This is a genomic window from Pantoea latae, assembly GCF_002077695.1.
GTDB lineage: Bacteria > Pseudomonadota > Gammaproteobacteria > Enterobacterales > Enterobacteriaceae > Pantoea > Pantoea latae.
Map to the genome: position 1 here is coordinate 259,287 of NZ_MWUE01000017.1, position 25,623 is coordinate 284,909.

Annotated in this window: 23 protein-coding genes; 8 read left to right on the forward strand and 15 right to left on the reverse strand. The window is 52.7% G+C overall.

Annotation, left to right across the window (positions count from 1 at the left end):
* Positions 1-4: 4 nt before the first annotated feature.
* Positions 5-235, forward strand: a complete 231-nt coding sequence (locus tag B2J69_RS12610; RefSeq protein WP_081139636.1) for a non-oxidative hydroxyarylic acid decarboxylases subunit D — start codon at positions 5-7, stop codon at positions 233-235.
* Positions 236-960: 725 nt separating this feature from the next.
* On the opposite strand, the gene B2J69_RS12615 is transcribed toward B2J69_RS12610, so the two are convergent.
* From B2J69_RS12615 to B2J69_RS24085, 5 genes are all read right to left on the reverse strand, one after another.
* On the reverse strand, positions 961-2,001 hold the full coding sequence (locus B2J69_RS12615; RefSeq protein ID WP_081139638.1) for a RepB family plasmid replication initiator protein: 1,041 nt from the start codon (positions 1,999-2,001) through the stop codon (positions 961-963).
* 785 nt (positions 2,002-2,786) lie between these two features.
* Positions 2,787-2,975, reverse strand: coding sequence for a hypothetical protein (locus tag B2J69_RS23840; protein WP_143806284.1), 189 nt, complete (start codon positions 2,973-2,975; stop codon positions 2,787-2,789).
* Between the two features lie 157 nt (positions 2,976-3,132).
* Positions 3,133-4,104 carry a ParB/RepB/Spo0J family partition protein gene (locus B2J69_RS12620; RefSeq protein ID WP_081139640.1) on the reverse strand — a complete coding sequence of 324 codons (972 nt, stop codon included), beginning with the start codon at positions 4,102-4,104 and terminating at the stop codon, positions 3,133-3,135.
* A complete protein-coding gene (locus B2J69_RS12625; protein ID WP_081139689.1) occupies positions 4,101-5,303 on the reverse strand; it encodes an AAA family ATPase in 1,203 nt (400 codons plus the stop codon). The genes B2J69_RS12620 and B2J69_RS12625 overlap by 4 nt, the downstream gene beginning before the upstream one ends.
* Positions 5,304-5,779: 476 nt before the next feature.
* Positions 5,780-5,935 (reverse strand): hypothetical protein, encoded by a 156-nt coding sequence (locus B2J69_RS24085; protein ID WP_158083435.1) that lies wholly within the window; start codon positions 5,933-5,935, stop codon positions 5,780-5,782.
* Between the two features lie 691 nt (positions 5,936-6,626).
* Here B2J69_RS24085 and B2J69_RS12630 point away from each other — a divergent pair.
* Complete coding sequence (locus tag B2J69_RS12630; RefSeq protein WP_081139641.1) at positions 6,627-7,436, forward strand: winged helix-turn-helix domain-containing protein; 810 nt, start codon at positions 6,627-6,629, stop codon at positions 7,434-7,436.
* Positions 7,433-7,927 (forward strand): FidL-like protein, encoded by a 495-nt coding sequence (locus B2J69_RS12635; protein ID WP_081139643.1) that lies wholly within the window; start codon positions 7,433-7,435, stop codon positions 7,925-7,927. Before B2J69_RS12630 ends, B2J69_RS12635 begins: the two co-directional genes overlap by 4 nt.
* 45 nt (positions 7,928-7,972) lie before the next feature.
* Here B2J69_RS12635 and B2J69_RS12640 read toward each other — a convergent pair whose 3' ends face one another.
* The 10 genes from B2J69_RS12640 to B2J69_RS12685 form a co-directional block, all read right to left on the reverse strand.
* Complete coding sequence (locus tag B2J69_RS12640; RefSeq protein WP_081139645.1) at positions 7,973-8,407, reverse strand: DcrB-related protein; 435 nt, start codon at positions 8,405-8,407, stop codon at positions 7,973-7,975.
* The gene (locus B2J69_RS12645) at positions 8,400-10,556 is read right to left on the reverse strand and encodes a peptidase domain-containing ABC transporter (protein WP_081139647.1); all 2,157 of its coding nucleotides are present in this window, start codon (positions 10,554-10,556) and stop codon (positions 8,400-8,402) included. Before B2J69_RS12645 ends, B2J69_RS12640 begins: the two co-directional genes overlap by 8 nt.
* Positions 10,557-10,572: 16 nt before the next feature.
* Positions 10,573-11,832: an HlyD family secretion protein gene (locus tag B2J69_RS12650; RefSeq protein ID WP_081139649.1), complete on the reverse strand. Its 1,260-nt coding sequence runs from the start codon at positions 11,830-11,832 to the stop codon at positions 10,573-10,575.
* Between the two features lie 24 nt (positions 11,833-11,856).
* The gene (locus B2J69_RS12655; protein WP_081139650.1) at positions 11,857-13,179 is read right to left on the reverse strand and encodes a TolC family protein; all 1,323 of its coding nucleotides are present in this window, start codon (positions 13,177-13,179) and stop codon (positions 11,857-11,859) included.
* Positions 13,180-13,203: 24 nt separating this feature from the next.
* Positions 13,204-13,887 (reverse strand): response regulator transcription factor, encoded by a 684-nt coding sequence (locus B2J69_RS12660; protein ID WP_143806286.1) that lies wholly within the window; start codon positions 13,885-13,887, stop codon positions 13,204-13,206.
* Between the two features lie 32 nt (positions 13,888-13,919).
* Positions 13,920-14,975, reverse strand: coding sequence for a fimbrial protein (locus B2J69_RS12665; RefSeq protein ID WP_081139691.1), 1,056 nt, complete (start codon positions 14,973-14,975; stop codon positions 13,920-13,922).
* A 13-nt stretch (positions 14,976-14,988) separates the two neighbouring features.
* Entirely contained in the window at positions 14,989-17,574 is a 2,586-nt protein-coding gene (locus B2J69_RS12670; RefSeq protein WP_081139654.1) for a fimbria/pilus outer membrane usher protein, read from the reverse strand.
* A 22-nt stretch (positions 17,575-17,596) separates the two neighbouring features.
* Positions 17,597-18,334: a fimbrial biogenesis chaperone gene (locus B2J69_RS12675; protein ID WP_081139655.1), complete on the reverse strand. Its 738-nt coding sequence runs from the start codon at positions 18,332-18,334 to the stop codon at positions 17,597-17,599.
* Between the two features lie 59 nt (positions 18,335-18,393).
* Positions 18,394-18,903, reverse strand: coding sequence for a fimbrial protein (locus B2J69_RS12680; RefSeq protein ID WP_081139657.1), 510 nt, complete (start codon positions 18,901-18,903; stop codon positions 18,394-18,396).
* Between the two features lie 316 nt (positions 18,904-19,219).
* Complete coding sequence (locus B2J69_RS12685; RefSeq protein ID WP_081139659.1) at positions 19,220-19,537, reverse strand: hypothetical protein; 318 nt, start codon at positions 19,535-19,537, stop codon at positions 19,220-19,222.
* Positions 19,538-20,539: 1,002 nt separating this feature from the next.
* Between B2J69_RS12685 and B2J69_RS12690 the strand changes: the two genes are divergently transcribed.
* From B2J69_RS12690 to B2J69_RS12710, 5 genes are all read left to right on the forward strand, one after another.
* Positions 20,540-21,130, forward strand: coding sequence for a helix-turn-helix domain-containing protein (locus B2J69_RS12690; RefSeq protein WP_081139661.1), 591 nt, complete (start codon positions 20,540-20,542; stop codon positions 21,128-21,130).
* Positions 21,131-21,179: 49 nt separating this feature from the next.
* Positions 21,180-21,821: a helix-turn-helix domain-containing protein gene (locus B2J69_RS12695; RefSeq protein ID WP_081139663.1), complete on the forward strand. Its 642-nt coding sequence runs from the start codon at positions 21,180-21,182 to the stop codon at positions 21,819-21,821.
* A 286-nt stretch (positions 21,822-22,107) separates the two neighbouring features.
* Complete coding sequence (locus B2J69_RS12700) at positions 22,108-22,929, forward strand: hypothetical protein (protein WP_081139665.1); 822 nt, start codon at positions 22,108-22,110, stop codon at positions 22,927-22,929.
* Between the two features lie 41 nt (positions 22,930-22,970).
* Positions 22,971-24,182 (forward strand): Ig-like domain-containing protein, encoded by a 1,212-nt coding sequence (locus B2J69_RS12705; RefSeq protein WP_081139667.1) that lies wholly within the window; start codon positions 22,971-22,973, stop codon positions 24,180-24,182.
* Positions 24,183-24,277: 95 nt separating this feature from the next.
* Positions 24,278-25,623 (forward strand): Ig-like domain-containing protein (locus B2J69_RS12710; RefSeq protein WP_236722723.1); only part of this gene is annotated, 1,346 nt, incomplete at its 3' end.

Here is a 25,623-nt window from a genome sequence, read left to right on the forward strand (position 1 = left end):
AAAGATGATTTGTCCACGCTGTGCCGATGAGCATATTGAAACCATGGCGCACTCGCCGGTAGCCAATGTCTGGACGGTGTTTCAGTGTCAGCGCTGTCTTTATACCTGGCGCGACACGGAGCCCGCGCGCCGCACGCAGCGCGAACATTATCCTGAGGCGTTCAGAATGACGCAGCAGGATATCGATAATGCGCCAGAAGTGCCGACCATTCCGCCCCTGCTCGCCCGACGTTAATCCACTGGCCGACGCCTGTTGCGCTAACCACTATAGCGAGCAAATGCTCGCTATAGTGGTTGTTCGGTTAAAAAGCCACCGCAGCGCTTGATTCAATGCATTGACCTGCAAAACTGCCGTTATCCAGCATGACTAACCACTATAGCGAGTAATTACTCGCTATAGTGGTTACTGTTAACCTGCAGACGCGCCGCCGCGCGCTTTATTTCTACCCACCAGCGCCATTCTGTCATCCAGATAGTAATAACCACTATAGCGAGATTGTGATGCTACTCACTATAGTGGTTACCTGTTAGCTAACCTGTTGCGCTGAAATGTGAGTCATCTTCAGCGTTGGGTCTGGCTTTGCGGTCTGCCTGTCGCTCAACTAACCACTATAGAGAGTAAACTACTCTCTATAGTGGTTACTTTAATCGGGGTTGAGCGCCACGCCGCAGAAAGAGAGGTCTGCCGTAGCCGCAAAAGCTTACAGCAACCACTATAGAGAGTAACGCTGCTCGCTATAGTGGTTATTGCTATGCCGGGGCACAACACTGACCAACCGCTATAGCGAGTAACAGGTTCCATTATGGACACTAAGTTGCTCGCTATAGTGGTTATCTAAAAAGGATAAGCAGAGTGGTTACAGTTTCTCATAACCGCTGTAGCGAGTAAGAGCAAAAACGAGGTGAGTAAACCGGCAGCGATACCGAATAATGCGCTGCCCGAAGCGGGTGAAAGCGGAATTATTTGCCCTGCGCTTTGCGGATCTTTTCCAGCAGCTTAAGCTCCGCCTTAGAGAGCATCACCATCTCGCCAGGCTGATTGCCGGCATCGCTGCTCTCCTCGATATCATCGAGATCCAGATCGATATCCATGCCATCCCCCAGGCTAAGCGGCAGCGAGGCGGGCTTCAGCTTGGGATTGCGGTTATGGATGATGAAGTAGACCACCTTGCCGCGCGTAATCTCAGAGTATTCCAGATAGCCGATATTTTTTAACTGCTCCATAGCGCGTCGCACGGTGGCGTTCTGCGTGATGGGTCGGGAGGTCAGGTTGAGCCTGGCGCGCAGGCGTGACATAGAGATAGGCGCCGGATCGGGCGGCAGGCTTTCAATGTAGGTGTAGAGCGCCTGAGCCGACTCTTTACGCGCCAGCTCGTTGATGGCGCGCAGCTGCAGCAGCACTTTTTTATCAAACTGGTAGAGTTCAAAGATTTTGGGGTCGGCCTGAATTTCAACCGTATCGTTTTTTACGCTGTATTTGGCTGACTGGACCAGGTGGGTGACGTACAGCTCCCCTTCTTTGTTGCTGAACTGCAGCGTATTGGTGGCGATGCGCGCCAGAGAGGCTTCCAGCCGGTCACGCAGCTTTTGCGAGGAGCGGGCGGACGGAATGCCGCAAAGCTTAACAAAGTCCACGAAGGGCAGCGTCACCTTGCTGTCGAGCACCTTGTGTTTAGCGAAGGCGTGAATGATGCCGACCCAGGTTTTGAAATCATTATCCATATCCAGCCGGGCGCCGGTGATCTTGATGTTTTCATACCCTTCAGACTTAACGATCGACAGCTGCTTTAGCTCGTTCGTCACGTCCATCGAGGACATAGCGTTATTCTTGCGATGGCTGGTGGACTTGAGTGTGGGCACGAACAGGCCGAGTCTCATCAGGGCGACGGGCTGAACCGTATTATTGTTATTTGGCGTCAGAGTAACCACCTGCCCCGTTCGCTTGTCGGTTTCCGCGAAGGCTGCCTCTATAAGACTGTTTTCCTGCTCATTTTCCGTCATCTTCAGAACCCGGGGTTAAAACTGAGTGGCATCGGTTTGTTCTCAACTTATCGGATACTAGCACTCACTACAGTGGTTGTTCTACTGACTACAAAGGTTAATTACTCTCTATAGTGGTTAGTTTGCTCTCTATAGCGGTTATCTGGTTCAGTCGATCTTCATAGTGTGATCGGGTTAGCACAACCAGGATCCGCTGGACGATAGCGTTTCTGGCTCGCAACCTGCATAAGATCTTGCTGTAACCTATTCGATTAGCTCGCTATTTATACGGGTCGATCTGCAGGTCGTCAGATTCTCCACTGACGACGTTATCCACAAGGCTGAAAAGTATGCACAACCGATGCAGGCGTCTACTCGCTATAGTGGTTATCAGTCACTCTCTTCATCGGTTAATCTACTCTCTTCATCGGTTGTTTTGCTCGCTATAAAGGATAATTTACTCTCTATAGCGGTTAGCAACACCCTCTCAGGCCAGACGTACCAAGGGCTGCAGAGGATCGGGGATCTTTAAGGATCTATTAGGGATCATATAAGGATCGAATAATTGGATCTTTCCTGTGTATAACGGGGAAAACTTGCACCTTACTGAGTATTCTGCCCGCAACTCACCGACGACAGCCAATGCTTAAAATGTGAACACTCTGAGGAAAACTTTTTCCCGACTGCTTTTCAGACGATGCTTATCATCGCGTCTGACATAATACGACCCGGTTTATGCTGGCTGACCACGCGCTTTTTTGTCGTAATAAAAACGTAATGCCCTTTTCCAGCTTTCACGCCAGAAATTATTTCTTTAGGTAGTTATCGACAGTTCGTTCACGCGGAAGTGAAAGCGGAGCCTCAAACTTCTTCTGCTCTTCAATAGCTTGTTGCTTTTTGAGTAACAGATAGCGATTTTCACGTTGTTTGTCTGAATTATCGTAACCGGTACAGGAGATCAACAGAGCACTTAATCCGATCAGGCTTTTTCTCATATTAGCGATTCCCTTAAATAAATCGTCATCAGCCTATTCTTCTGACAAAGGGATAAGTGTGATCGGTCTCGGCAATTCATATTGTTTTTATTTGTTGGATTACCGTTATACAAATGAAAAAAGCCACGCAGGATAGACTGCGTGGCGCATTAAACGCTTAGCTCGCTTTATCGATCACGGCTTTGATCGCGGCGTCGATTTCTTCCAGCATGGCTGCTGAGAGGCGATGAAACTCATACTGCACATGACGCTTCTCGGCGTGCGTTTTTCGTTTGGCATAGGCGGCACGATCGCTGAACTGGCCAAATTTCTCCGTCACCACGCTTTTCGCTTTAACGGGCTTACTCAGCTGCTTTTTCGCTGCGCTAAAGAACGATAATATGCGGTTTTTCTGTTCGTCGGCATTGGACGTCGCCACCGTGGCATCGTCCTGCACACGTTGGTTAACCTGCTCGACCACCTCAGCAATCGTTACGCCTTCGGCCTTCGCCTCTTCTGCCACATCCAGCAGCAGCTGGTAATCAGGCAGGGTCAGCTCAGAGACAACGGGGAAGATATCGATAATTTCCGCTGGCACAGAAGCGGCCTGAAAGGCACGCGTCACCTTCGCGTTGGAGATCCCTTCCGCTTTGGCGATGTCGCTCTTACTCATGCCCTGATCCTGCATTAGCATAAAGCGTTGTCCCAACTCGCGAAGGTTATGTTCTTTGGCGGTCTGGATATCTGCAGCCAGCTGACGGGCGTCGCTGATATCGATCGGCTCTTCGGTGACCAGTACTTCCAGACCGGCGCCTGCGAACAGGCAGGCGGCGCGACGACGGGAACCATCCATAATCTCGATGCGCTCCCCGACTACCCGCCCTATCGCCGGAAAAAACTGCTGCAGCGAAATGGTGCGGGTAATCTCTTTGACAGACTCTTCCGTCAGTGCGGACTGATCGCGTCCGTTAATCTGCGCGTCCACAAAGGTTTTCGCCTCGATTTCACCGCTGGGAATAAACTGACGGCTAAAGGTCGCCGTCTTACCCGACTTGAGGGTAAAGACGCGCGACTGATTGTTGCTGTTGATAAAATTAGCCATCTGCGACTGGCCCATGCTGCGGCCAATCTTCTGTAGAGGTTTACTCACTGTAAGCTCCTGATGTATTCAATACGGTCAAACACGGCGCGGGAAAATTGCTCAGCCTCCTGCTTTGCCTTACGCAACGCATCGGCGCTTCCCGGATAAGAGTTCGGGTTTGCGCTGATCACCGTGTCAAACGACTCACCGCAGCGCTCAAAGCCATCCAGACGAGGCAGCACGGCATCCAGCATCGATTTAGTGAAGACCTCGCGCGCAAAGCTCTGCGAGGTGAGATGGTCATGTTTGCTGGTCATCTTGGACATAAAGCCGATATTGGCTTTGAGACGCGGCTCAATCCCTTCGTTCTCGATGCGTTCGAGCATCTCAGGCAGGCGCGTCAGGTATTTCAGGGTGGAATGGAAATCGACCTGTGCGGGTGGCGTGGGCGTCAGCAGCACATCGCTGGCGGCGATGGCGTTCAGCATAAAGGCATCAAGGTGTGGCCCGGTGTCGATAAAGATAAAATCATAGTCGTCCGCCAGCCGATCTATCACGTTGCGACGCAGTACCTCTGAAGGCGCCACGCCAGGCAGATGCTCAGCAATCAGCGCATCCCAGTCGCTGGCCACAAAGCCGTCGTCTATCGAGGCGGGCATAACGTCCACGCCCGGCATCACGGTAGGTTTAATGAACTGTTCACGAAGCTGATCGGTGTCGAGATCGTTCAGCATCGCCTGGGCTGCAGTTTCCAGCACCGACCCCACGCTGTTGGTATGGCTCAGGAACATGGTGCTGGATGCCTGAGGATCGAGATCGATAACCAGTATGCGCAGGTCGTTATGCAGCATGGCGGGATGGGCGCGCATACCGTGCGCAAGCGTAACCGTGGTGACTGTTTTAGAGACGCCGCCCTTCAGGTTAACCACAAAGATAACAAAGGGGCTTTTATGCTTGTCGCGATATTTGGGGACTTTACGGTGCTGATAAATATCAACCACGTTCTGGATGCTTAAAGCGTATTGAGAGGTACTGCCTGTCTGCTTCTTGCCAAATTCATACCCTTTCGCTTCCATCTCGCTGATGGCTGCGACCACGGCATGTTTGCTGAGTAAAGGCAGGTTAGCTACGGCATTGCGCGAAAAGGTCTGGTAATACCCTTTCTGATTAAATTCCTGCCGCTGTTGCTCAATGTGGTTGCTGAGTCCATGCAGCATGCCATTGGCACGGTTTGCGATTTCAAAGACGTCACCATAATCCCGCTTCATAAATCCCTCGCAGTGAATGTTTTTTGGCATTGTACCAAAAAATGTTCCGCCTGCCAGTTTTATGGAAAACGGCTAGAAAAGTGGGATTTTAGGAGGTTTCTGGTAAGCGTTAGTGAGGTTGAAGCATAGATAATTGATAAATAATTATAATAAAATCATGTGGTTACATTTGTATTTTTTATAGCGTTATTGCCCTTAATATTAAATCGCTATGGCAGATTTGACGCACCTTGTTGTGGAAAGTTTATCTTATCAGGGTAAGGTGTTCAGCAATTAAACGTTATAGTCATTAAATTGACAAGCGCATCTGTTGAGAGCAGTGATATCGTCGCTTTCGATTTTATCTTTAAAGCGCGTTTTGCTCTTCTCAAATCAGAACGATCGGGTTATTTTCAAATTTAGCGCTATTTTCTGGCGATTTTCAGGCTGAAAATATAAGAAATATGTTTATAAATCATAAGGTTAAAAGTGTTTTGTCATGGCGGGTTTTTTAACCTGAATAGCATCCAGCCTGACATTGCACCGATAAGCAGACCGGGAATGATATATCCCAACGCTATGCCAACGGATACGCCAACAGCGACGCCGCTGCTTATCCACACGCCTGCATTTGCGCCATTACGATTCATCATTCATCCTTCCTGCCCCAGAATCTGCTTAGTGTACACTGGATGATAAGCGTGCAAAGACAATCGGCGATGAAAATTTGGCGATTTTCAGCCTGAAAATTTCAAAAAAAACTATACCAATCATGAAATTGCCGCACTTTTTCTATGGATCAAAATTTCATTTTCAGCGCTGATTTTTATGGCCCTATAGACAGTAGAGCGGTAACAACCTGTTCCAGCGCTATGCCAGTAGATATGCCATTAACAACGCCGCTGCTTATCCACATAATCTGTATTTGCGCTGTTACGAAATATCATTCATAGCACTGGCCCAGGCTGGCTTAGAGTGCTCTGGATGAAAAACGTGGTGAGATAATCCGCGGTGAAAATCTGGCGATTTTCAGGCTGAAAATTTCGAAAAAAACCATATCAATCATAAAACTGACGCAGTTTTTCTGTGGATCAAAATTTCATTTTCAGCGCGGATTTTCATAGCTCTTCAGACCTTTGCTCATATGCATAATGCAGGCATGCCCGCCAGGCGAAACGCTGAGTCAACACAGCCTGTAGCAGCAGGTTTCTTAACCCATCGCCCACCTCTGGCTATGCTATTATTCACAGTCACAAGGCGAAGCGGCTTAGAGGCTAAAAGTCATCCCAGGCCTGTCAGCTGTTTTATACTTTACAGACGCGGCGCAAACCCAGTGATCTCTGAATGATTTATACGATCGATGGCAGCATTACTTATAACACCGATGACTGCACGCTAAGTCATCTGCCCACCCAGGAATCACTAAGCCTCAGCATCTCAACCGGGCGTCTGTTTGAGCGCCTGCTGATATCTGAAGGCGACATACTCTCGCGCGAGACCCTGCTGACGGACGTATGGGATAAATATGGCCTGCGCGGCTCCAACAGCAATCTTAATCAGTATCTCAGTATTCTCCGTAGAGCGCTGGCAGCGTACGGCTGCGAGAATTTGATTATCACCATTCCAAAAGTCGGCATACGCCTGAATACCGACATCCCTGTTGAGCGCACCGCTTCCTCTTCAGCGCCGGTCAATGACGCAGAACAGGATAAGGTGTTTACGCAGCAGGTCGAACCCGCCGCACCCTTCTCTTTGCCGATCGCGCCTGACGCGCCGGTAAAAAAATACCAATGGCTCTATCTTCTGGCGGGCGGAATTTGTCTGCTTGGCGTGTTGGTCTGGGGATATCTGGCGCTGCATAAAGAGGGGGAGGAAACGCCTGCGGCCACGCTTAGCTTAACAGGCGGCTGCCAGGCCGTGGTGCTTCAGGGCATTGATGACGAAGAGCGTCAGACGCTGACCAGCCAGATTGAGCAGATGCTCAGAGAAAACCATCAGCTATGCGACAAAAGTCGGCGCATCTACTTTGACAGAAATACCGCGTTCACTACGCAGAATTATGGCCGCACCATCCTTTCTTCCTGCAAGCTGAACAGCGACGGTCATGTGATCGCCTGTGATAATTTTTACTACCTCGACTGGAGAATGGAGTGAACCGTCGCGCACTCGTCATGACTACGGCGCTGTTAGCCCTGCTTATCCTGCTGACGGCCAGCGTCGTTACCTACAGCAAGCGTGCGGAAACCTATCCGTTCCGCTGCTCCACCTTTACGCGTTACGATCTCAGCCGTAAAGATGATGCGCGCAGAGAGTTTGCCGTGACGCAAGACCTGCGTTTTATTAATGCGGATTCCGGCTATCTGTTGCTAAACGGACAGGTAACGGATGGCGAAAAGGTGACAATGCTGAACCGTAAAATTAACCTGATCGACGGCGGAAAAATTGACGCCGACACCTATCGTTACCGTATCGATAAGATTGTCCCTGCCTCTACCGACAACACGCCCGATAGCCTGTTTACTCTGCTGCTGGCGGAACTCACCCTCGACTCCTCCTATCTGCAGCTTGATGTGACCAAAGTCGATCATAACGCCTATCTGATTGGTGGGCCGCTCTCCTATCTTTTTACCTGCCAGCGCTACTGAGAGCGAAGGAGAAGCAGGCGTTTCTTCTCCTTACGCCTGACGTTCTCAAATGTCGATGCGGAAACTCTGCAGGATAGCGTTGAAGCGCTGGGTGTCGGCCTGCGTCGGCTCACAAGGGCTGGAGAGTGAGAAGATAAGCAGATGCTCCATGTCCAGAGTAAAGAGCGCCTGCTTTTGAAACAGGCGAAGATTATCCGGGCGTAGAAAGTCATAGCTGAGCATCACGCCGGTTGCCAGACCTTCACCTAGCTCCGCCTCTTCGCAGGGCGCCTGTCTCCACCCTTTAGTTTGCTGTTGTAAGAGGCCGAGCTGGCTGGCGATATACTCCTCGAGGCTGTTACAGTTGCCCAGGCTGTCGCGCGACAGAGTAATGGGCGGCTCTCTGCCGCTGGGATCGGCGAAGGTGTTCAGCGTGCGTTCGCTGTATCCTTCCGGCAGCGTAATCATCCCTTCGCTAAAGCGACACATCCTTTTATCCATCTGTTCTCTCCATTGCTGTGTCAGTAAAAATGTGTTCCGCTGCCGTCTCGCTGAGTTTCCCGTCACGCAGCCTGACGATCCTGTCGGCGCTTCTGATGGTTTCAGGGCGATGAGCGATGATAATGCGGGTAATGTTCATGCGCCTGATGGCCGCGTTAATCTGAGCTTCATTAGGAAGATCCAGATGACTGGTCGCTTCATCCAGCAGCAAAATCTGCGGCTGGCGATAGAGGGCGCGCGCCAGCAGCAGACGCTGTAACTGGCCGCCCGACAGGAACGAGCCCATATCGCCGACCAGACTCTGGTAGTTCATCGGCATCCTCATGATGTCGCCGTGAATTTGCGCCAGACGCGCGACGCGGGTGATCCTGGCGTAGTCAGGCTGGCTGTCGAAAAAGCTGATGTTCTCGGCAATCGATCCTGAGAACAAAATATCATCCTGCATTACGCAGCCGATACGGTTGCGATGGCGCACTAAACCCGCTTGTGCAATATCGACGCCGCCAACGCTGAGCGAGCCTTTCTGCGGCTGCAGCAGGCCAAGGATAATTTTGGCCAGCGTGGTTTTTCCCTGGCCCGAAGCGCCGACGATGGCAATGCTTTCGCCTGCTTTTATCGTCAGGCTGGCGTCCTCGATAATCCATGGGTCGGCGGCAGCGTAACGGAAGCTGACTGCGTTCAGGACGATATCCTGATGGGCTGGCTCTGGTTCGAACGGATTAGCATCGCCTTCATGCCTGGGCTCGGTTTCGGAAAGTACGATATCTGCCAGCCGCTCGCCGTGCATGCGCAGCATGCGGAAATCGATAATGGCGTTAATGAGACCGGCGCCGCGGCTGATAAACTGATCGGCGAAGCTGATAAACGCGGTCAGCATACCAGCCGAGAAGTGGCCGTTCAGAACCTGAAGCGCCGCCAGCCATACCAGCACGACGCGACCAACAGACGTCAGCAAACCTTGCGCCGAACCAAACAGGATAGTGAGCTTCTCCATCACGATGCTTTTGTTAGTGCTGTCGACCAAAGAATTCATATAGGCGGCAAGACGCGGCATCTGCTTGTTATGGGTTTTGATCGCCTGAATGCCGCGCAGGGTTTCCAGCAGCGATGACTGGGTGCGGGCTGCGCTGATAATCTGCTCTTCACTGGCGCGGCGCATCGGGTCGAAAGCGGTAAAACGCAGCATGGCATAGGCAATGAACAGCGCTATCACCAGCGAGGTGAGCGGCACGTTGTAGATACAAAGCATCACCACGGTGACGATCGACATCACGCCATCCAGTACCGTGCTGATAAAGCGCGTCGTGAGAGTGCTCTGGATGCTGTTTAGCGATCCATAGCGGGAGAGCACATCGCCTACATGGCGCGCTTCAAACCAGTCCAGCGGCAGTTTTAGCATGTGATGGCAGACGTTGCTGGTCCACTGCACGCTTAGCTGGCTGGAGAAGCAGCTCATTACCCAGGAGCGCAGGGCGGTAATCAGCGTCTGGAACAGCGCAATCATAATAAAGCCGATGCCCAACAGATTTAGCAGAGCGTAGTCTGCTGACACCAGCACCATATCCATGACCCACTGCATAAAGAAGGGCGACAGCACGCCAAACAGCTCCAGCGCAATGGATAAAATCAGCACCTGGACGAAAGCGGAACGGACGCCGGTAACGCTGCCGATCAGCTTACGCATCGAAATGCGCACCTTTTCCTGTCTCGGGGCAAAGCTTGCCGAGGGCAGCAGTTCGAGCGCCACGCCGGTAAAGGCGGAGGCCACCTCCTTTAGCGGAACTTCCCGAATGCCGCGCGCCGGATCGTGCAGGATTACTTTTTTGCCGCTTACTCGCTTTAGCACCACAAAGTGATTCATCTCCCAGTGCAGTATGCAGGGAAGACGCAGTTTCGACAGTTCATCCAGTTCGATGCGCAGCGCGCGCGATTGCAGATGAAGCTGCTGCGCCACGCTGATAATGTCGGCCAGCGTGGCGCCTTTTAGCGACGTGGTGAACCGCCCGCGTAGCCCGATCATATCGATTTCATGACCGTGATAATGGGCGATCATGCCGAGGCAGGCCAGGCCGCACTCTGTCGCCTGCGACTGACGGATTAAAGGCAGGCGATTAAACCAGCTGAAGTTGAGCTTCTCAAGTAGCAACACGGAGCAGACCTTTTAATCAGAGCGAAATTTTATGTCCCAGCGCGTACAAGGGTTCCAGTGCCCACTGGTAAAGACGACGTTTGTCGACAATAAAGTCCGCCTCCAGCGCCATGCCGGGCCTGAGCGGCTCGCTGCGCTGGTAGGCTTGAATGGTCTGCTTATCCAGCGCCACCAGCACGCGATACTGCTGTTCCTGAACAGGGCTGTGCCCGGTGATCAGGGCCACTTCCTGAGGAGAAAGCGCTGCTCGCGACACGTCGATGACCTTGCCGTAGTGCTGACCAAATTTTTGATAGGGGAAAGCTTTATAGCGCAACACCACGCGCTGGCCGGGCTGGATAAAACCTACAGCGCTTGTATTTACCATAATACGGGCCACCAGTTCGCTGTCGCCGGGCAGGATCGCCACGGCTGACTGGCCGGCACTTAACGTCTGACCGCTTTTTGCCATCATCATGGCGACGTAGCCGCTCTTTGGTGCGCGCAGCTCAAAGGCGCGACGCGCTTCATTTTCCGCCGTTGACTGGTGGTTATCCGCCAGCTGGCGTTCAATATCGTTACGCTTCTTCTCTGCATCAAGCGGCTTCTCACGCAGCAGCTGTTGTGCCTGCGCGACTCTTTGCTGGATCTCAATCGCCTGCCGTTGCTCATCCTGATAGCGAGCCTGGCTGTCGAGCAGAGTCGACTCCTGTTCCTCCAGCTGGCGACGAGAGGCGTAACCCTGAGCGTGCATAGCGCTGAGTTTACTGAGCTGCGCTTGCGCCAGCGCAACCTGCTTTTGCCGGTGCGCCAGCTGGCGCCCGAGCTGCGCCTGCTGCTGTTTCAGTCCGCTGATCGTCTCTTTGATCCCCTGCATCTCAACGTCATGCCGCCTGCTAAGGCTGTGCAGATCCTGCTGAAGCCGGGCGCGCTGCGCGGCAAGATTCTCGGCAACCACCTGACGCGTCTGTCCCAGCTGCGTGGAGACCTCCGCTGAGAGCACCATCAGCACCGCGCCTTGCTCGACCTTTTGGCCTTCCTGAACCGGGATATCGATAACGGTGGCGCTGACCGGCGGAGGAACGATGACCATGCCATTCTTTGGCAGCAGCTCGCCGACAGAAGATTCATATCGGGTATAGCTGCCAAAAATAAATAACAGGCCGGTCGCCGTCGTAATAAACATCACCACGCTGATGAGCAGCCAGCGATAGGGCGGGCAGTAGAGCGCGACGCTGCCTGAGCTGCCGCGGTTGGCCGCGTCGAGCGCCTGCTGGCGAAATAGAGGCTGTTCCATTAGGTCTTCATCATTCAGGGGAGGTTAGCGGCACTGGAAGTCGTGCAGCGCGGCCAGCGACAGCGCGCCGGTGCTTTGCGCCAGGCTGACAAGGGCGCTGAGGTAGTTCAGACGCGCCGCCGCCAGATCCTGTAACGCGGCGAAATATTTTTGCTGCGCCTCCATCTCATCATTAACGGTGCGAAATCCCAGTTCGCGGCCATAGCGCACAGAAACTACTTTTGCGCGCGCGGCGTCGACCGCATGGTTTTGCGCATCGATTAATGCGCTGCCGTTAGTCAGCCCCAGCCAGGCGGCGCGCGTCTCCTCTGCTGCCTTACGCTGCGCCTCTTGCAGCGAGTATTTGGCGGCTTCGCGGCGATGCGCCGCTTCAAAGGATTGCGAAAGCTGACTACCGCCCGCGAACAGCGGCATCGAGACGTTGACGCCATACTGCAGATTGCTGGTTTTCGTGCTGGTGCCGAAGATAGCATCGTAGAGAAGGTTGTCGCTGTTATCGCTGCGACTCCAGTTCTTGCCGTAGCGGGCATAAAGCGACGCCGCTGGCAGATGCGCGCCGTTGGCCGCCAGCACATCGGCGTCCGCCTGCGCACTGTGGGATGTCGCCAGTCTGATCTCGCTGTTGCGCTGCTGACTGGCCATCAGCGCGTCGGCGAGAGAAGGGTAGGGCAGCGCATTCAGACAGCGAAAGTCTACCGGCTCCAGCGCGACACTGTTCAGACCCGATAAACGCTGCAGCGCTTCGCCTGCCAGCAGCAGCTGACTGTTGGCTTCAATCTCTTTCGCCTGAGCGATGGCGTAATTTGCGCTGGCTTCATCCACTTCGATCCGCGTATTAAGTCCATTTTCTGCACCGGCGCGCAGCTGCTTCATCTGCTGAGCGAACTGCCTGGTGGCCGTCTGTGCCGCCCGCAGCACCTCCTGCTGATAGAGCACGCTAAAGTAAGCGTTCGCCACGGCGGCCAGCAGCTTCTCTTGCGCCTGACGCATCTGCGCCTCAGCCGTGGCGGCGATGGCGGCGCCTTTGCGCCAGCCGGCGTATTTGCTGATGTCGAACAGCGGCTGACTGAGCTGCACGCCATAGCTGTGGGACGTGACACCGCTCTGATATTTTTTATCCGGCTGCTGCTGGCGATCCCAGCTGCTCTCTAGCGTCAGCGAAGGCAGCATGCCTGACAGCCCTTGCCACCTTTTTTGTTTGTCCGCCTCGCTGGTTTGCCGGCTGGCTTGCCAGACAGAATCATGAGCGAGCGCCGCCTGTGCTGCCTGCTGTAAGGTTGTCGCATACAAAGACACAGGCAGGCAAAGCAGCGCCAGCCATAGATAGCTGAAAGTTTGCATGTTCATGTTATTCACTGCATAACGCCCGGATTAAATCAGTTCCTGAGCGAAGACATATTTAATGAGATCGGCATTCGACTGCAGCTGCAGTTTGCGCATCGCATTATATTTTTGCGTGGCCACCGTACTGACGCTGCGCTTGCGCGCTTTGGCTATATCCATCAGGCTGTAACCCATGGCAAAAAGCCGGATAACTTCAATTTCCGACGGCGAGAGTAATGCGCTTACGGGTTCCGCTAACGCCGCCTGCGTCAGGGGTTTTACCTGTTCAGAATAAAAGGTGCCGTGGGTGGCCGAGCAAACCCAGCGAAACGCCTTAATCAGCTCCCGTCGATCGTCGCGTTTACTGACAATGGCGTTGACCGGTATCTTCATCACTTTTTTCAAAATCGCCGGGTTGGTTTGTGCGGTCAGTACAATAATGGCGAGCCTGGGAAGCTGGCGGTGTATCTCCTCGAGCTTGCTGACGCCGTTCAAATCGTGACGCTCCAGATGAAAGGTAAAATCGGTGATCAAAATATCCAGCGGCTCCTCTTTTAGGCTGATTAACAGATGGCCGGTATCAGCCGGGCAGGCGCTGATTTGATGATGGGTTAATTCAGCCGCCAGCGTAGATTCCACCGCGCACACCATAAACGGGCTCTCGTCAGATACACCAACCCGTAGCATCCTTATATTCTGTGGCATACCTTCTGATAACTCCTTATTTAACAAAAACAGATAAAACAGTGCAGACGCCCTGACTGCTACTGATAGCTAATGGTGTACTGCGCGACCGCACTGGCGCTTCCGGGAGTGACCGTATCGGCTATCTGGTAGTAGCGCGCATACAGCGGTACGCTGATTAACGCGCTGGCCAGCGGATAAGAGGCCACGTGAAAAGGCGAGCCCAGACTGAGCGGCTGCTGACTCTCGTTCATTAGCTGCACGCCGAGGCCGCTGGCGGTCGACGCGGCGTTTAATGCCAGTACCCCGGCGTCGGAATAACCGCTGGCGGCTACGCCATCGAACTGCATCATCACGTTAAATTGGCCGGACAATAGCGCTTCGCAGTTGAGGTTGATGGTAAAAGGCGTCATCTCGCTGCTCTGTCCCGGGCCCGATCCCAGACCGCTGGTAGCACTGGCGGTATAGCTGCCTAGCGTAACCGTCTGGTTGGTATCGCTGGCAACCTTGCAAGTTTCGTCTGTTACCGCGATCGCCTGTTTAATATTGGTGAAGTAGAACTTGAGGTCGCTGCCCTTGACGTAAGAGCCCACGTTAAAGACGTTGACATAGCTGGGCAAAAGGGTAGAGGCGGCCATAGAGGAAGAGGTTCTGACAATTTCAAAAGGCACCGTAAGCGAGATCGTCGTATAGCGACCGATAGTGCCGCCGCTGGTATAGGCGAAGGTGCTCACTATTTGACCGGTTGGGATGCTGGCGGGTTCAGTAGAGAGATCGCCGCCATAGCCGGTATAGAGCGTCAGCCCATAGCCCAGCGCACCTTCTGCAATCGCCTGACGTTTAAAAAAGACTTCGCTGGTAAGTCCATCAGAATACTGCAGGAGATTATTCAGCGCGCAGAGAAAAGTCACGGTTACGCTGCCGCTGTAGAGCACGGTGCCGACGGGAACCGAGGGCGAAATGTGCAGCCCCAGGGTGCTGAAATCCAGCGCGGCATCGCTCTTGTCTTTTTTACAGTTCAGGGTAACGCCATCGGCGGCGCTGGCGTGCGTTGCCGTCAAAGCAAACACTGAGACGGCGAAAAGCACCACCACAATCAGCTGCGAAAACCGGTTACTGCCAGAATTAAATATCATCTTCATTGCCCGTTCATCCCTGTTTTCCGACCGTGCCCGCGCTGGTGGACGCGTAATCAACCGTCTGAGGCTGAGTGCCATAACACAGCACAGTGACGCTTATCAGTGCGGACTTTTCACTGGATGCCAGCGTGTCAGGATCGAGATTCAGCTGACAGCGTTCGGCAGAACGATCTCCCCAGGAAACCTGCAGCTGATTGATCTCTTTATCCAGTCGAAGGTAAATCTGGCCGCCCTGCGATACGGTGCTCACCTTATTGCCCTTTTCATCTTGGACCGACGCGCCGTAAGGCAATACGTTTCCATCGGCCTGTCTGGCGCGAATTAATAACGATTTTCCTTTGCGGGTCTGGTAATTCAGCTTCACAACGGCGCCTTCCACGGGAATAACGCGCTGTTGTGTCGCGTCAAGCTCGACATCAAGATCGATTCCCTTGGGATCAATTGCCAGTTCATTGATGCGATAGGGATTAAGATTTGGCACAAGGGCCAGACCTTGCTTATTTAAAACGATATTCGGATAACCGACCACGTGCGCGCCGCCTGCATCTGCGGCTTTAACCACCGCATAGGTTTTAGACTGATAGGCGCTGAACGCCATGCCGTCGGATAAAGCGACCACGGCGCCGCTGGCGCCCGCAGAGGTAGTGTGATATCGGCTTCCTTGCGTATGAGAGAGTGATAAGGTGCTATAAGGCGAGCGATATTGTCCGCTTACCGAACCAGAATAACGTTTATCCACATCACGAGAGGCGCTGATATTATAATTATATTGATTATGATCGCCTGAAATACCATTCACTGACGTTTGCGTAGTAATGCCATCTTTATTATGCGCGGCGTTGGCAGTAAAATAATTTTTTGCGCTATTTCCCAGGGGTAATGAAACATCAAGTGATAGCTGAGTATCCTGTCCGCCGGTGGAATATAATAATCGGTTGGCGGAGAATGTATAGGATATCTGTTTGTAAGCATGGGTATAGCCAAGCTGGAACTGGGTATTCGCTGCGCTATTATCCCAATAGTTCTGAGCAAAACCAGTAAGATAGAGATTGCCAAATGAATCGCCAAAATTTTGGCTGGCGGTAACGGAAAAACGTTCTTTCGGCCGGGAGAGATAGCTGCGTTTTTTATTACCGTTCTTTTTATAATGGTTGTTAATCTGAATGGCGTCATTATAGCTGTAATATCCCGAGGTGGAAAAGCGCCAGGCAGCTATCGTCAGGTTAGTATTGGTGAGCGACAATTTCTTGCTGTAGGTAGCGCGATAACTCATTCCCCGAGCGGTTTGACCACCATAAGCGGTTTTTGCATGGGAAATATCCAGCGAAATGGCGCCAATCGGCAAGCCAAACGCGCCGCCTAATAGCAGCGACTGATAATTATCCGATCCCTGCACGCCGGCATAGCCGGTCAGGCTGTTACTTATGCCGTGCTGTAAGGTTGCCTGATACAGGGCAGGGGTGTAAACCAGATTCTCCCGACGCGATACGCCGCCGGTTAGGGTGTAGTAGGTCATCCCTGGCCGTTTCAGACGTGTGATTGCCGCAAAAGGCACGGTAAAGCGGGTTTCGCTGCCGTCGGCCTCTTGAATGGTGACGTCCAGATCACCACCGTAGCCCGTGGGATAGAGATCGTTAATATTGAAAGCGCCGGGAGGCACCGTGGTCTCAAAAATTTTGCTGCCGTTTTGCCTCACGGTAACCTGCGCATTGCTGCGGGCCACGCCATGGATCTCCGGTGCATATCCACGCTGTGAGTCGGGCCACATTTGATCGACGGTCGAAAGCTGTGCGCCGCGAAAGGAGAGGGTATCGAATATCTCGCCGCTGGTGTTGCCTTCACCCAGCAGCAGACGCGACCTGATAGCGGTAATATCGCGCTGAACGTAGCTGTTAATATTATCGTAATGATGAAGCTCGCTATTGCGCTGGCGCTGCCAGCTAAGCGCGCCGTCATGACGCAACATCCAGCCATTGATATTAAAGCCTGCCAGCGCACGGCCGTAAAAAGAGTGAGACTCCTCGTCGCGCCGCACTGCCCGATAGTAGTTAGTGGTGTAGTTAAGGGTAAAAGCGTTTTCGCCACGCTCCCAGAACGCCGGCGAGACATAACCGCGCGCGGCGCGCGCCAGATAAATTTGTGGAATAGCAATATCCAGCTGCATATCACCACTGTTGATGGTCGCGTTGCTGCCCTTAACAACCTCTTCGAGCGACAGGCACTCCTCCGCCGCGCGCAATCTCTCTGCTTGCTGGTCAGTGATGACGCTCTCTTTTATCGCCAGGCTTTTCACCAGATCCCATGACAAACAGGCTTTAGTCCCGTCTTTGTCAGGTATTACGCGGACAGTGTTTCGGCCTAGCTGGCGTCCGTTGAGATAAATATCCAGCGTATAGATCCCCGGATCGACAGGATTGCCCTTTGCATAGCGTGAAACGTCGATTTTTACGCCGGGCATATTTCTGACGAACTCGTCGTTAAAGTCATAGCTATCGTCAGCGCCATATGAAGCGGCCGCGGCGGTAAGACACAGCGTAAAAAAAGAGCGACGAAGGCCTCTGCCTGTAGGCTGAAATGAGGAGGCTGTAGATGCCATCTTTGACGGTTTCCTGAAAAAACTACTGAGTAAGCTGGCTATCAACGCTGCGTGCCGCGCCGTAATCATCCAGGTACTGATAATGAATATCGGGTTTAATCTGGGTTAACGCTCCGCCATGCAGGGTAAATTCCTGGGTGGCGCCGGGCGCCAGCATCTCGCCGCGTTGGGTGGTGAGCTGGCGCCCTGAGAGCGAGTCAACGGTTACCCGCGATACATTGACGAAGTAGGGCGAAGGATTGCTTGCCGTCAGCCGGTCGCTTTTGCTGCCCTTACGCCAGATCAGGCCAGCCGCCGCCTGTTTCGCGCCTTCCTCGCTTAACGAGCCGGGGCGAAAGAAAATTTTGATGCGGCTCCGCAGCGCCATTTGCAGTTGATTTTTACCCGCCAGCTTTTTATCTGTTGGTGGAATATCCAGTACGTTGAGCCAGAAAACTGACTCCTTCGTCGCGGCCTGGTTATGACCGGTGTAAATGAGGCGCAGCGTCTGCCCTTTATGCGCCTCTACGCGACTGACCGGCGGCAGCAAAACAAAGGGCACATCAATTTTATCCAGTGCCTGATGGGCGTCGCCGTCGTCAATCCAGGCCTGAACCAGAGCGGGCCGATCGGCGCGATTATTCAGGCGCACAGTGACCTCTTTCTCAGCGGCCGGATAGATAATACGCGTGCCGGTAATCGTGATGCCAGCTAAGGCAGACGATGAAAAAAGACAGGCGCTCAGCAGCGCCGCAATGAGATGACAAATAATTTGTTTCATAAGCCGATAGTGTGGGCGTGCAGAAAAAGAGGTGAGGGCAAGGCCCTTACCTTAATTAATTAAAGATAAACAATGGAAAACGTCACTGATGAAGCAACAGAACCTGCCGTCACCGGTCCGGTGGCGTAATACTGCGCCGAATAGGACAGCGAGGCCTGACCATTCGTCAGCGGAACGGTCGTTGCTGAGGAAGTCTGATCGGCACTGCCGATATTAATTGGACTCTTCGCGCTGTCCAGCAGCTGCAGATCAAGATTGGTTGCCGCGCCGGTATTATTCAGACGGCCATTAGCATTTACGTTGGCGCCCTGTTCAAAATAGGCATAGACGTTTCCCGTGGCGGGCGAACAGTCGGTCAAACTAATTTTGAAATCCATCGCACCCGCAACCTGCGCGGCCGTTGTCAATGCGCCAGTACCCAGCTCTGGCAGAACAACCACGGGAGAGTTAGCCGTGCAGGTCTGGCTTTTAATCAGGCCGGTAAACGTAACCGTGCCGTCTGAGGCCTGAGCAGCAGAAATATAAGCCGCAGCCATCAGGCTGAGTGCTAATACAGAAACCTTTTTCATATACTTTCCTTTGTATAAATGTAATGACGAACTTACCTGTGTGATGAGTCATTCAGCCTGAGCTTTTTACTCATCGTTGCTTCTCTGGAAAAAACCTTCCCAGAAAAAATCACAGCATCAGGAGCAAATGCAGCTTGAATTTCCAGTAAGGCTCAGCGATCTAAGCCGCTTACCGGCTGCGCTGGCGCATTGTTATCAGGATAGAGGGTCTCAGCTTCAATTTCAGGCAATAAACAATTCACGATACAAAAACAAGAATTAATAATGTTCATCCCCTGAAGATTTAAATAGGCATTAGTGTTATATCCACGGGTTTTTAGCCTGTAATTACATCAGCATTGAGGTCAAGCTGATTTTCGACAATTTTATTGAACCATGATGATGTGGTGCTCCAGCCATTAATGGCGCCATAAAGCGCGCCGTCAACCAGACCAACTACCGCCCCAACGATTAAACCACCTGCGCCGCCAACCACGCCTGCGCCTATAATGCCTCCGGTGCTGCCACCGCTCATCGCCCATTTAAGACCAAAAGCGGTTATGCCTGCGACGGCGCCGATCACGACTGAACCGACAAAATCAAAAAGGCCTGCGCCAGAAACATGCTCTATTTCATATGGCGTTAATATTCTCATTTGAGGATTTTCCTCTGGTTAGTTTTTGCAAATTTACTGATTAGGATTGTGCTTATTTGATGAATTTGTCAGAGGAAGTTAAATAGCAAAAAAGCCATAATGATAATTATCAGGTAATTGCTTGTATTTCGCCTTTTTGACATAACATGTATTTAACTTGAGTATTCATCAACTACATATTTTTATGATTTTTTTGTCTTGTGTCCTATAGTTTATTTTCGATTTTTAGTATTACCTTATCAAACAGGAAAAGAAGTCTGCTCTGTTAGCGGGGGCTTTTAAAGGATGCACTAACTGATGTTGCAGTCAGGTGATAAAGCGCTGGATGACCTGTTTTTTGGTAAAAAAGAATGTAAACGTGTTGGCTGTTATCGGGCAATCTGGCATAAAAGAAAGGAAAATTGCATCTGGTTTTTTATCCTTTTTAGAAGGCAAATATCGGCATAAAAAACTAAATAGATGGTTGTTTTATATTTAACTGTCTATTTTGAGACAATTCAGTAAAGTTGCCTGTGTCAGTTGACGCGAGCGTTAGATGGAATTTTAAAAAGCAACATCTATTCCTTAATGAGGATGCGTGTGTAGCATTATAGGTTTAATGGTTTATTTTTTATTAAACAAATGCGCAGCCTTAACAAGTATGCCGATTTGGCGGGTATTAATTCTTTTTTTAGGAAAATAGATATTAGCGATCATGAAAATTCCATTTTTTAGTCGAAGTGACTGAAAAGGTGGTGTGTATATAGCGTTAAATTTTGATGTGAAAATTTTTTGCTGTATTTCGTGCTGATTTCGCTCCCGTAGTGGGATTGAAATTCTTCTGAACCTACTTAATATAGCTCGTCCGTTCACTGATTTTCTACAAGACGAAACACAGGAGGTAGCCAGAAAGCAACATTCAACGAACCAGGGAAAGTGACGTAAAGCGTGAAAAGAGGGATTTTTCATCATCGTTGAAGCTAATTACTGGCTGCGAATGTCAGTTTGATTGAGTTAACTAATATGTACAGAGTGACTGAAAATCATGAGCGAATTATCGATGCGCTGGCGGGTTATACCCAGATTGCTGGCCCCGATGAAATCTCGCGAGGTAAACGCCGTTATCATCTGAGTAAAGATAACGTTCGCCGGGTAATGTTTATCCTGGACGGCGATTTTCTGCTTAAGCTGAAAAACGGGCATAAAGTCTTAAATATTATTTCTGCCCCCTTTGTGGTCGGCGTCACGCCTGCGTTAGAGGATCCTCCAGTCTATCTGGAAAGAATAGACTACGGCAAAGTGAGCTTTATCGATTACGACACCTTCTGGCAATTAGTGTTTGAGAAAGATCTGTTTAACGATGCTATGTCGATTGTATCGGGTCACGATTCCGATTTGATGAGCTATATCCAGCTGCCGAAGGGAAATTCCTACGATGAGGTGCTGTCATTGATCGCGCGCTGGACAAAGCTACCGCCGCATCTAAAAAAACGCTTTTCCGCACTTTATCTGATCGAGCATAGCTCTCATCTTTCAAAAAGCTCGATCTGTCGGGTGCTGAAAGAGCTGAAAGAGAAAGGCGAACTGGAGCTGGTAAATGGCAAATTCAGCTAACGCTTTTCCTGTGGAATAGATCCTGCCGGGCGACGAAAGGAAAGCCGTCATGGAAGTGAAAATTGTTTGCATGGATGAAAATTATTACTTCAGGCTGGGCATCGCTGAGATCCTCAAAGAGTTAATGCTGCCTGGCGCCCGCGTGACCTTTCTCACGGGTGCGCACGCTCATAGCCTGCAACAGGCGGACCTGAACATTATTAACGTTTCGCAGTGGCGGCTGTTTATGTGTCAGCCAGCTTATCGTTTCCGTAAGCCCGGCAGCTTATTGCTGGTTTTTACCGAAAGCGCTAATGACTTCAAATCGGAAATCCTGCCGGTCTGCTATCAGGCGCTAACGGTTATTGGCCGCAAAGAAACCATCAGGCAGGTAAGAGACAAAATTGCGCGCGCATGGCTCAAAGCACAGGATGAAGGCACAAAAACCTATCTGCCCTCTGACTGCGTGGGGTGTAGCTATTCACGCATTTCGCTGGTGCAGCTGCAGGTATTGAGCTTTCTCAAAAAAGGAAAATCAGTTCGTCAAATAGCGCAGAGTCTGGATCTCTCGATAAAAACGATCTATGCGCATAAGTATAACGTAATGAAAAAATTCGATCTCAAAGGAGAAAAAGAATTTTATTCCTTTCTGAACGATCTGACTTTACTTGAGTTATATAAGGGGGTGGTGGAAGAAAAAAACGCCTTCTGATTACGCGTTCACGTTAAAGCGCACAATTATAAAGATGATCCTCCGGCAATAGTCGGTGCGTTACCGTTCATTCAGATGTCGCATCCGTTATTTTTTTAATTCATGTTTGTGAGAGAAACATATGAATAACAGTCCCCAACGACATCCCCCCAGCCTTGTTATATCGCGCAAAGTTGTGGTGGGGATAGTTACTGGTATCCTGGCCGTGTTATTAAGCTATATTTTTAGCCATTATGCCGCCGCGACAACGGCGCATAGCCCGGTTATCTCCTCCAGGGAAATCACGTTGCCCACCAGCAGCCGCTACTGGCAGGCGCTGGAAACGCATGCGCATATTATTGTCTATCGCAGTGATATTGCCGCCTCGCCCTCCGCCAGTAGCGTGCTCAACGTCTTTATCAATGACCGTTATCACACCAGCGTTTTGCCGCAGGATCGCGCGGTCGATCTGGCGCTCTGTCCGGGTAAAAAAACCTTTAACGTCAGCGTGGGCCAGCTCAGTCAGCATCGCTATGCGCGCCCCGGCGTGGCGCGCGGGGTCTCGCCTGAGCTGGATATCGGCGAGCGCTACTACCTTGAGGTGACATTAGACGCGCAGGGAAAAATTGCCACGCGCTGGGCGCCAAAATCTGAAGCGGAAAGCGCGCTGATGCGCCTGAATCTGCAGCAGCGTACGCTGTCGCGCGTAATCAAAGAGCGCGATTGCCCGGAAGTGATCTACAGCATCAGCCCCGATAAGCTCTACGTCAGCCAGCAGGGGCACGGCATGGAATTAAGCGAACCCGGCAATGACGTGCTGGCGGATCTGGTGAAAACCATTGAAAACGAATTTTATCAGATCGATAAACTCGTCGTCAGAAACCACAGCGAAGTGGATGAAATACTAACGCTCGAGCATCCGCTTTCGCAAATGCGCACCAACACCGTGGCGACCTGGCTGGTCAACTCCGAGATTAACGCGCCGGTCTATCAGGCAGAAGGCAGGGATCTTAAAAACTGCCACGACATTTCTTCTCGTCGCTATGACGATCAGGCTTGCCTGAAATATCGAAGAAGCGTGGATGTTGAGGTGTATGGCGTTAAAAAATCAACGCGTTCACTTCATTAATTTAATCAGTTAAACCCTCTTCGTGAATTAAGAAGGCTGTTATGCTTAAAATAAATATGCGCAGTGTTAAGGGGATCGTTTCCTCTTTTACCGTTAATACCGAAACTGAACAAACTACAACCATTAAAGTCCCGCATCAGGGCGCGTTCAATATTGAACTTATCGACAGCGCAACCGGTCATGCGCCGCAAATGGTGATGACGAAGCGTGTCGGCAATAATTTATTGCTGGTCATCGGCGAGGATGATTTCGAACACCCTGACGTGGTGCTGGAAGAGTATTACGACAACGACAATGTGCATTTAGTCGGTCCTGGCGAAAATGGCTACTATTACGAATATATCCCTACCTCAGGCGACGTCGCGGAATATACGCCTGCGCTTACCGAGGGTAAAAGCGGTGAGCTGGTGCTGGGCGACGCAGGCTACCCCAGCGCCGATCCGCTGGCCGGAAACGATCACAGCTTTGGCTGGCTGCCCTTTCTGCTACTGGGCGGTGCCGCCGGCGCGGCCGGCATTGCTATTGCCGCCTCGCAGGGCGGCGGTGGAGGCGATGACGCTGAGCCAACAAAGCTGACCGTAACTCTTAATCCCCATACCGACCTGGATAATGACGGTCGGCCGGAATTTTCCGGAACATCAAACAGCCCTCACTCGCAGATCGTTATTCAACTGCCTGACGGCACGCAGATCGAGACGCAAACCGACAGCGAAGGCAACTGGTCGATTGAGGCACCTTCTTCACAGCCGAACGGCACCATCACGGTGACTGTGATCGATGACGCCGGCAACAGCGCCAGCCTGACGGATGAGTATATCGACAGCACGCCGCCAGACGCGGCCATCATCGATATCAACACCGATGAGCAAATGGCGGGTAGGGCTGAACCGGGCGCCACGGTTATCATTACCGACGGCGAAACGGGCGAGACGGTTACCGTTGACGTCGATGAAAACGGCGACTGGAGCGTTCAGCCTAATCCCGTCAACGAAGGCGATAGCGACGTTACCGTTGTGGTGGTCGATCCCGCAGGCAATATCTCACCACCCACGGATGCCTCGCGTCCAGACACTACGGCGCCAGACAATATCACCTCTGGCGTCATTATTGACTCCATAACCCTGACCGACGATGTCGGCTCCATCACCGGTGAAATCGTCGACGGCGGCGTCACCGACGACGCGCGCCCGACCTTTTCCGGCCAGGCGACGAGCGATATCGATCACGTCAATATCTATGACACGGTGAGCTGATCGGTACGGCGACGGTCGACGAAAGCGGCCGCTGGAGCTGGACGCCGGAGCAGGATCTGGTCGATGGCTCCACGCACGATCTCAACGTCTCGGCGGTGGATGCGGCGGGTAACGAAGGCCCGACCGCAAGCGGCACCGCTGACGGCGGCTGGAGCTTCACCGTAGACACCAGCACGCCGGCGCCGGTGGTTAACACCAACACCGAAGAGGAGCTGGCGGGCACCGCCGAGCCGGGCGCGGTGGTGGTGGTGACCGATCCAGCCAGTGACACCGTCGCCAGCACCGTGGCGGACGCGGACGGCAACTGGAGCATTCAGCCGAACCCGGCGGGCGTCGATGCCGAGAATGTCGAGGTGACGGCCACCGACGAGGCGGGCAACAGCAGCACGATTATCATTAACGGCCCGGCCGACGGCACGCCGCCGGATAATATCGACTCCGGCATTATTATCGACTCTATTAGCCTGATTGACGACGTCGGGCCCATCACCGGCGAAATCCCAGACGGCGGAGTGACTGACGACGCACGTCCGACCTTCTCCGGCCAGGCCACGGCGGATATCGATCACGTCAATATCTATGACAACGGCAGCCTGGTTGGCACCGCAACGGTGGACGAGAACGGCCACTGGAGCTGGACGCCGGACGAGGATCTGGCAGACAACTCCTCGCACGACCTGGCGGTTTCGGCGGTGGACGCGGCGGGCAACGAGGGGCCACGCGCGAGCGGCACCGCTGACGACGGCTGGAGCTTTACCGTCGACACCTCTGCACCTGACAACCAGACCTCTGGCATCGTTATCGACTCCATCAGCCTGATCGATGACGTCGGCACTATTACCGGGCCGATCCCGGACGGCGGGGTGACTGACGACGCGCGCCCAACCTACTCCGGCCAGGCAACGGCCGATATCGATCACGTCAATATCTACGACAACAATGAGCTGATCGCAACGGCGACGGTGGACGAGAGCGGCCGCTGGAGCTGGACCCCGGAGCAGGATCTGACGGACGGCTCGGCGCATGAGCTGGCGGTCTCAGCGGTGGACGCGGCGGGCAACGAAGGGCCGCGCGCGAGCGGCACCGCTGACGACGGCTGGAGTTTTACCGTGGACACCTCGGCGCCTGACAACCAGTCCTCAGGCATCGTTATTGACTCCATCAGCCTGCTCGATGACGTCGGCCCGGTTACCGGGCCGATCCCGGACGGCGGGGTGACCGACGATGCACGCCCGACCTACTCTGGCCAGGCGACGGCGGATATCGACCACGTCAATATCTACGACGCTGGGCAGCTGGTGGGCAGCGCGGCGGTGGACGTGGACGGCAGCTGGAGCTGGACCCCGGAAAGCGCCCTGGCGAGCGGGGCGCACGCCCTGACCGTCTCGGCGGTGGACGCGGCGGGCAACGAGGGGCCGCAGGTGAGCGGCACCGATGACGA

Bases quoted from the DNA above. Each gene is read 5' to 3' on its own strand.
- B2J69_RS12630 (WP_081139641.1), top strand. From the start codon at position 6,627: ATGATTTATACGATCGATGGCAGCATTACTTATAACACCGATGACTGC.
- B2J69_RS12640 (WP_081139645.1), bottom strand. From the start codon at position 8,407: ATGGATAAAAGGATGTGTCGCTTTAGCGAAGGGATGATTACGCTGCCG.
- B2J69_RS24085 (WP_158083435.1), bottom strand. From the start codon at position 5,935: ATGATGAATCGTAATGGCGCAAATGCAGGCGTGTGGATAAGCAGCGGC.
- B2J69_RS12690 (WP_081139661.1), top strand. From the start codon at position 20,540: ATGTACAGAGTGACTGAAAATCATGAGCGAATTATCGATGCGCTGGCG.
- B2J69_RS12610 (WP_081139636.1), top strand. From the start codon at position 5: ATGATTTGTCCACGCTGTGCCGATGAGCATATTGAAACCATGGCGCAC.
- B2J69_RS12685 (WP_081139659.1), bottom strand. From the start codon at position 19,537: ATGAGAATATTAACGCCATATGAAATAGAGCATGTTTCTGGCGCAGGC.
- B2J69_RS12680 (WP_081139657.1), bottom strand. From the start codon at position 18,903: ATGAAAAAGGTTTCTGTATTAGCACTCAGCCTGATGGCTGCGGCTTAT.
- B2J69_RS12625 (WP_081139689.1), bottom strand. From the start codon at position 5,303: ATGAAGCGGGATTATGGTGACGTCTTTGAAATCGCAAACCGTGCCAAT.
- B2J69_RS12665 (WP_081139691.1), bottom strand. From the start codon at position 14,975: ATGATATTTAATTCTGGCAGTAACCGGTTTTCGCAGCTGATTGTGGTG.
- B2J69_RS12675 (WP_081139655.1), bottom strand. From the start codon at position 18,334: ATGAAACAAATTATTTGTCATCTCATTGCGGCGCTGCTGAGCGCCTGT.
- B2J69_RS12615 (WP_081139638.1), bottom strand. From the start codon at position 2,001: ATGACGGAAAATGAGCAGGAAAACAGTCTTATAGAGGCAGCCTTCGCG.
- B2J69_RS23840 (WP_143806284.1), bottom strand. From the start codon at position 2,975: ATGAGAAAAAGCCTGATCGGATTAAGTGCTCTGTTGATCTCCTGTACC.
- B2J69_RS12670 (WP_081139654.1), bottom strand. From the start codon at position 17,574: ATGGCATCTACAGCCTCCTCATTTCAGCCTACAGGCAGAGGCCTTCGT.
- B2J69_RS12650 (WP_081139649.1), bottom strand. From the start codon at position 11,832: ATGGAACAGCCTCTATTTCGCCAGCAGGCGCTCGACGCGGCCAACCGC.
- B2J69_RS12705 (WP_081139667.1), top strand. From the start codon at position 22,971: ATGCTTAAAATAAATATGCGCAGTGTTAAGGGGATCGTTTCCTCTTTT.
- B2J69_RS12655 (WP_081139650.1), bottom strand. From the start codon at position 13,179: ATGAACATGCAAACTTTCAGCTATCTATGGCTGGCGCTGCTTTGCCTG.
- B2J69_RS12695 (WP_081139663.1), top strand. From the start codon at position 21,180: ATGGAAGTGAAAATTGTTTGCATGGATGAAAATTATTACTTCAGGCTG.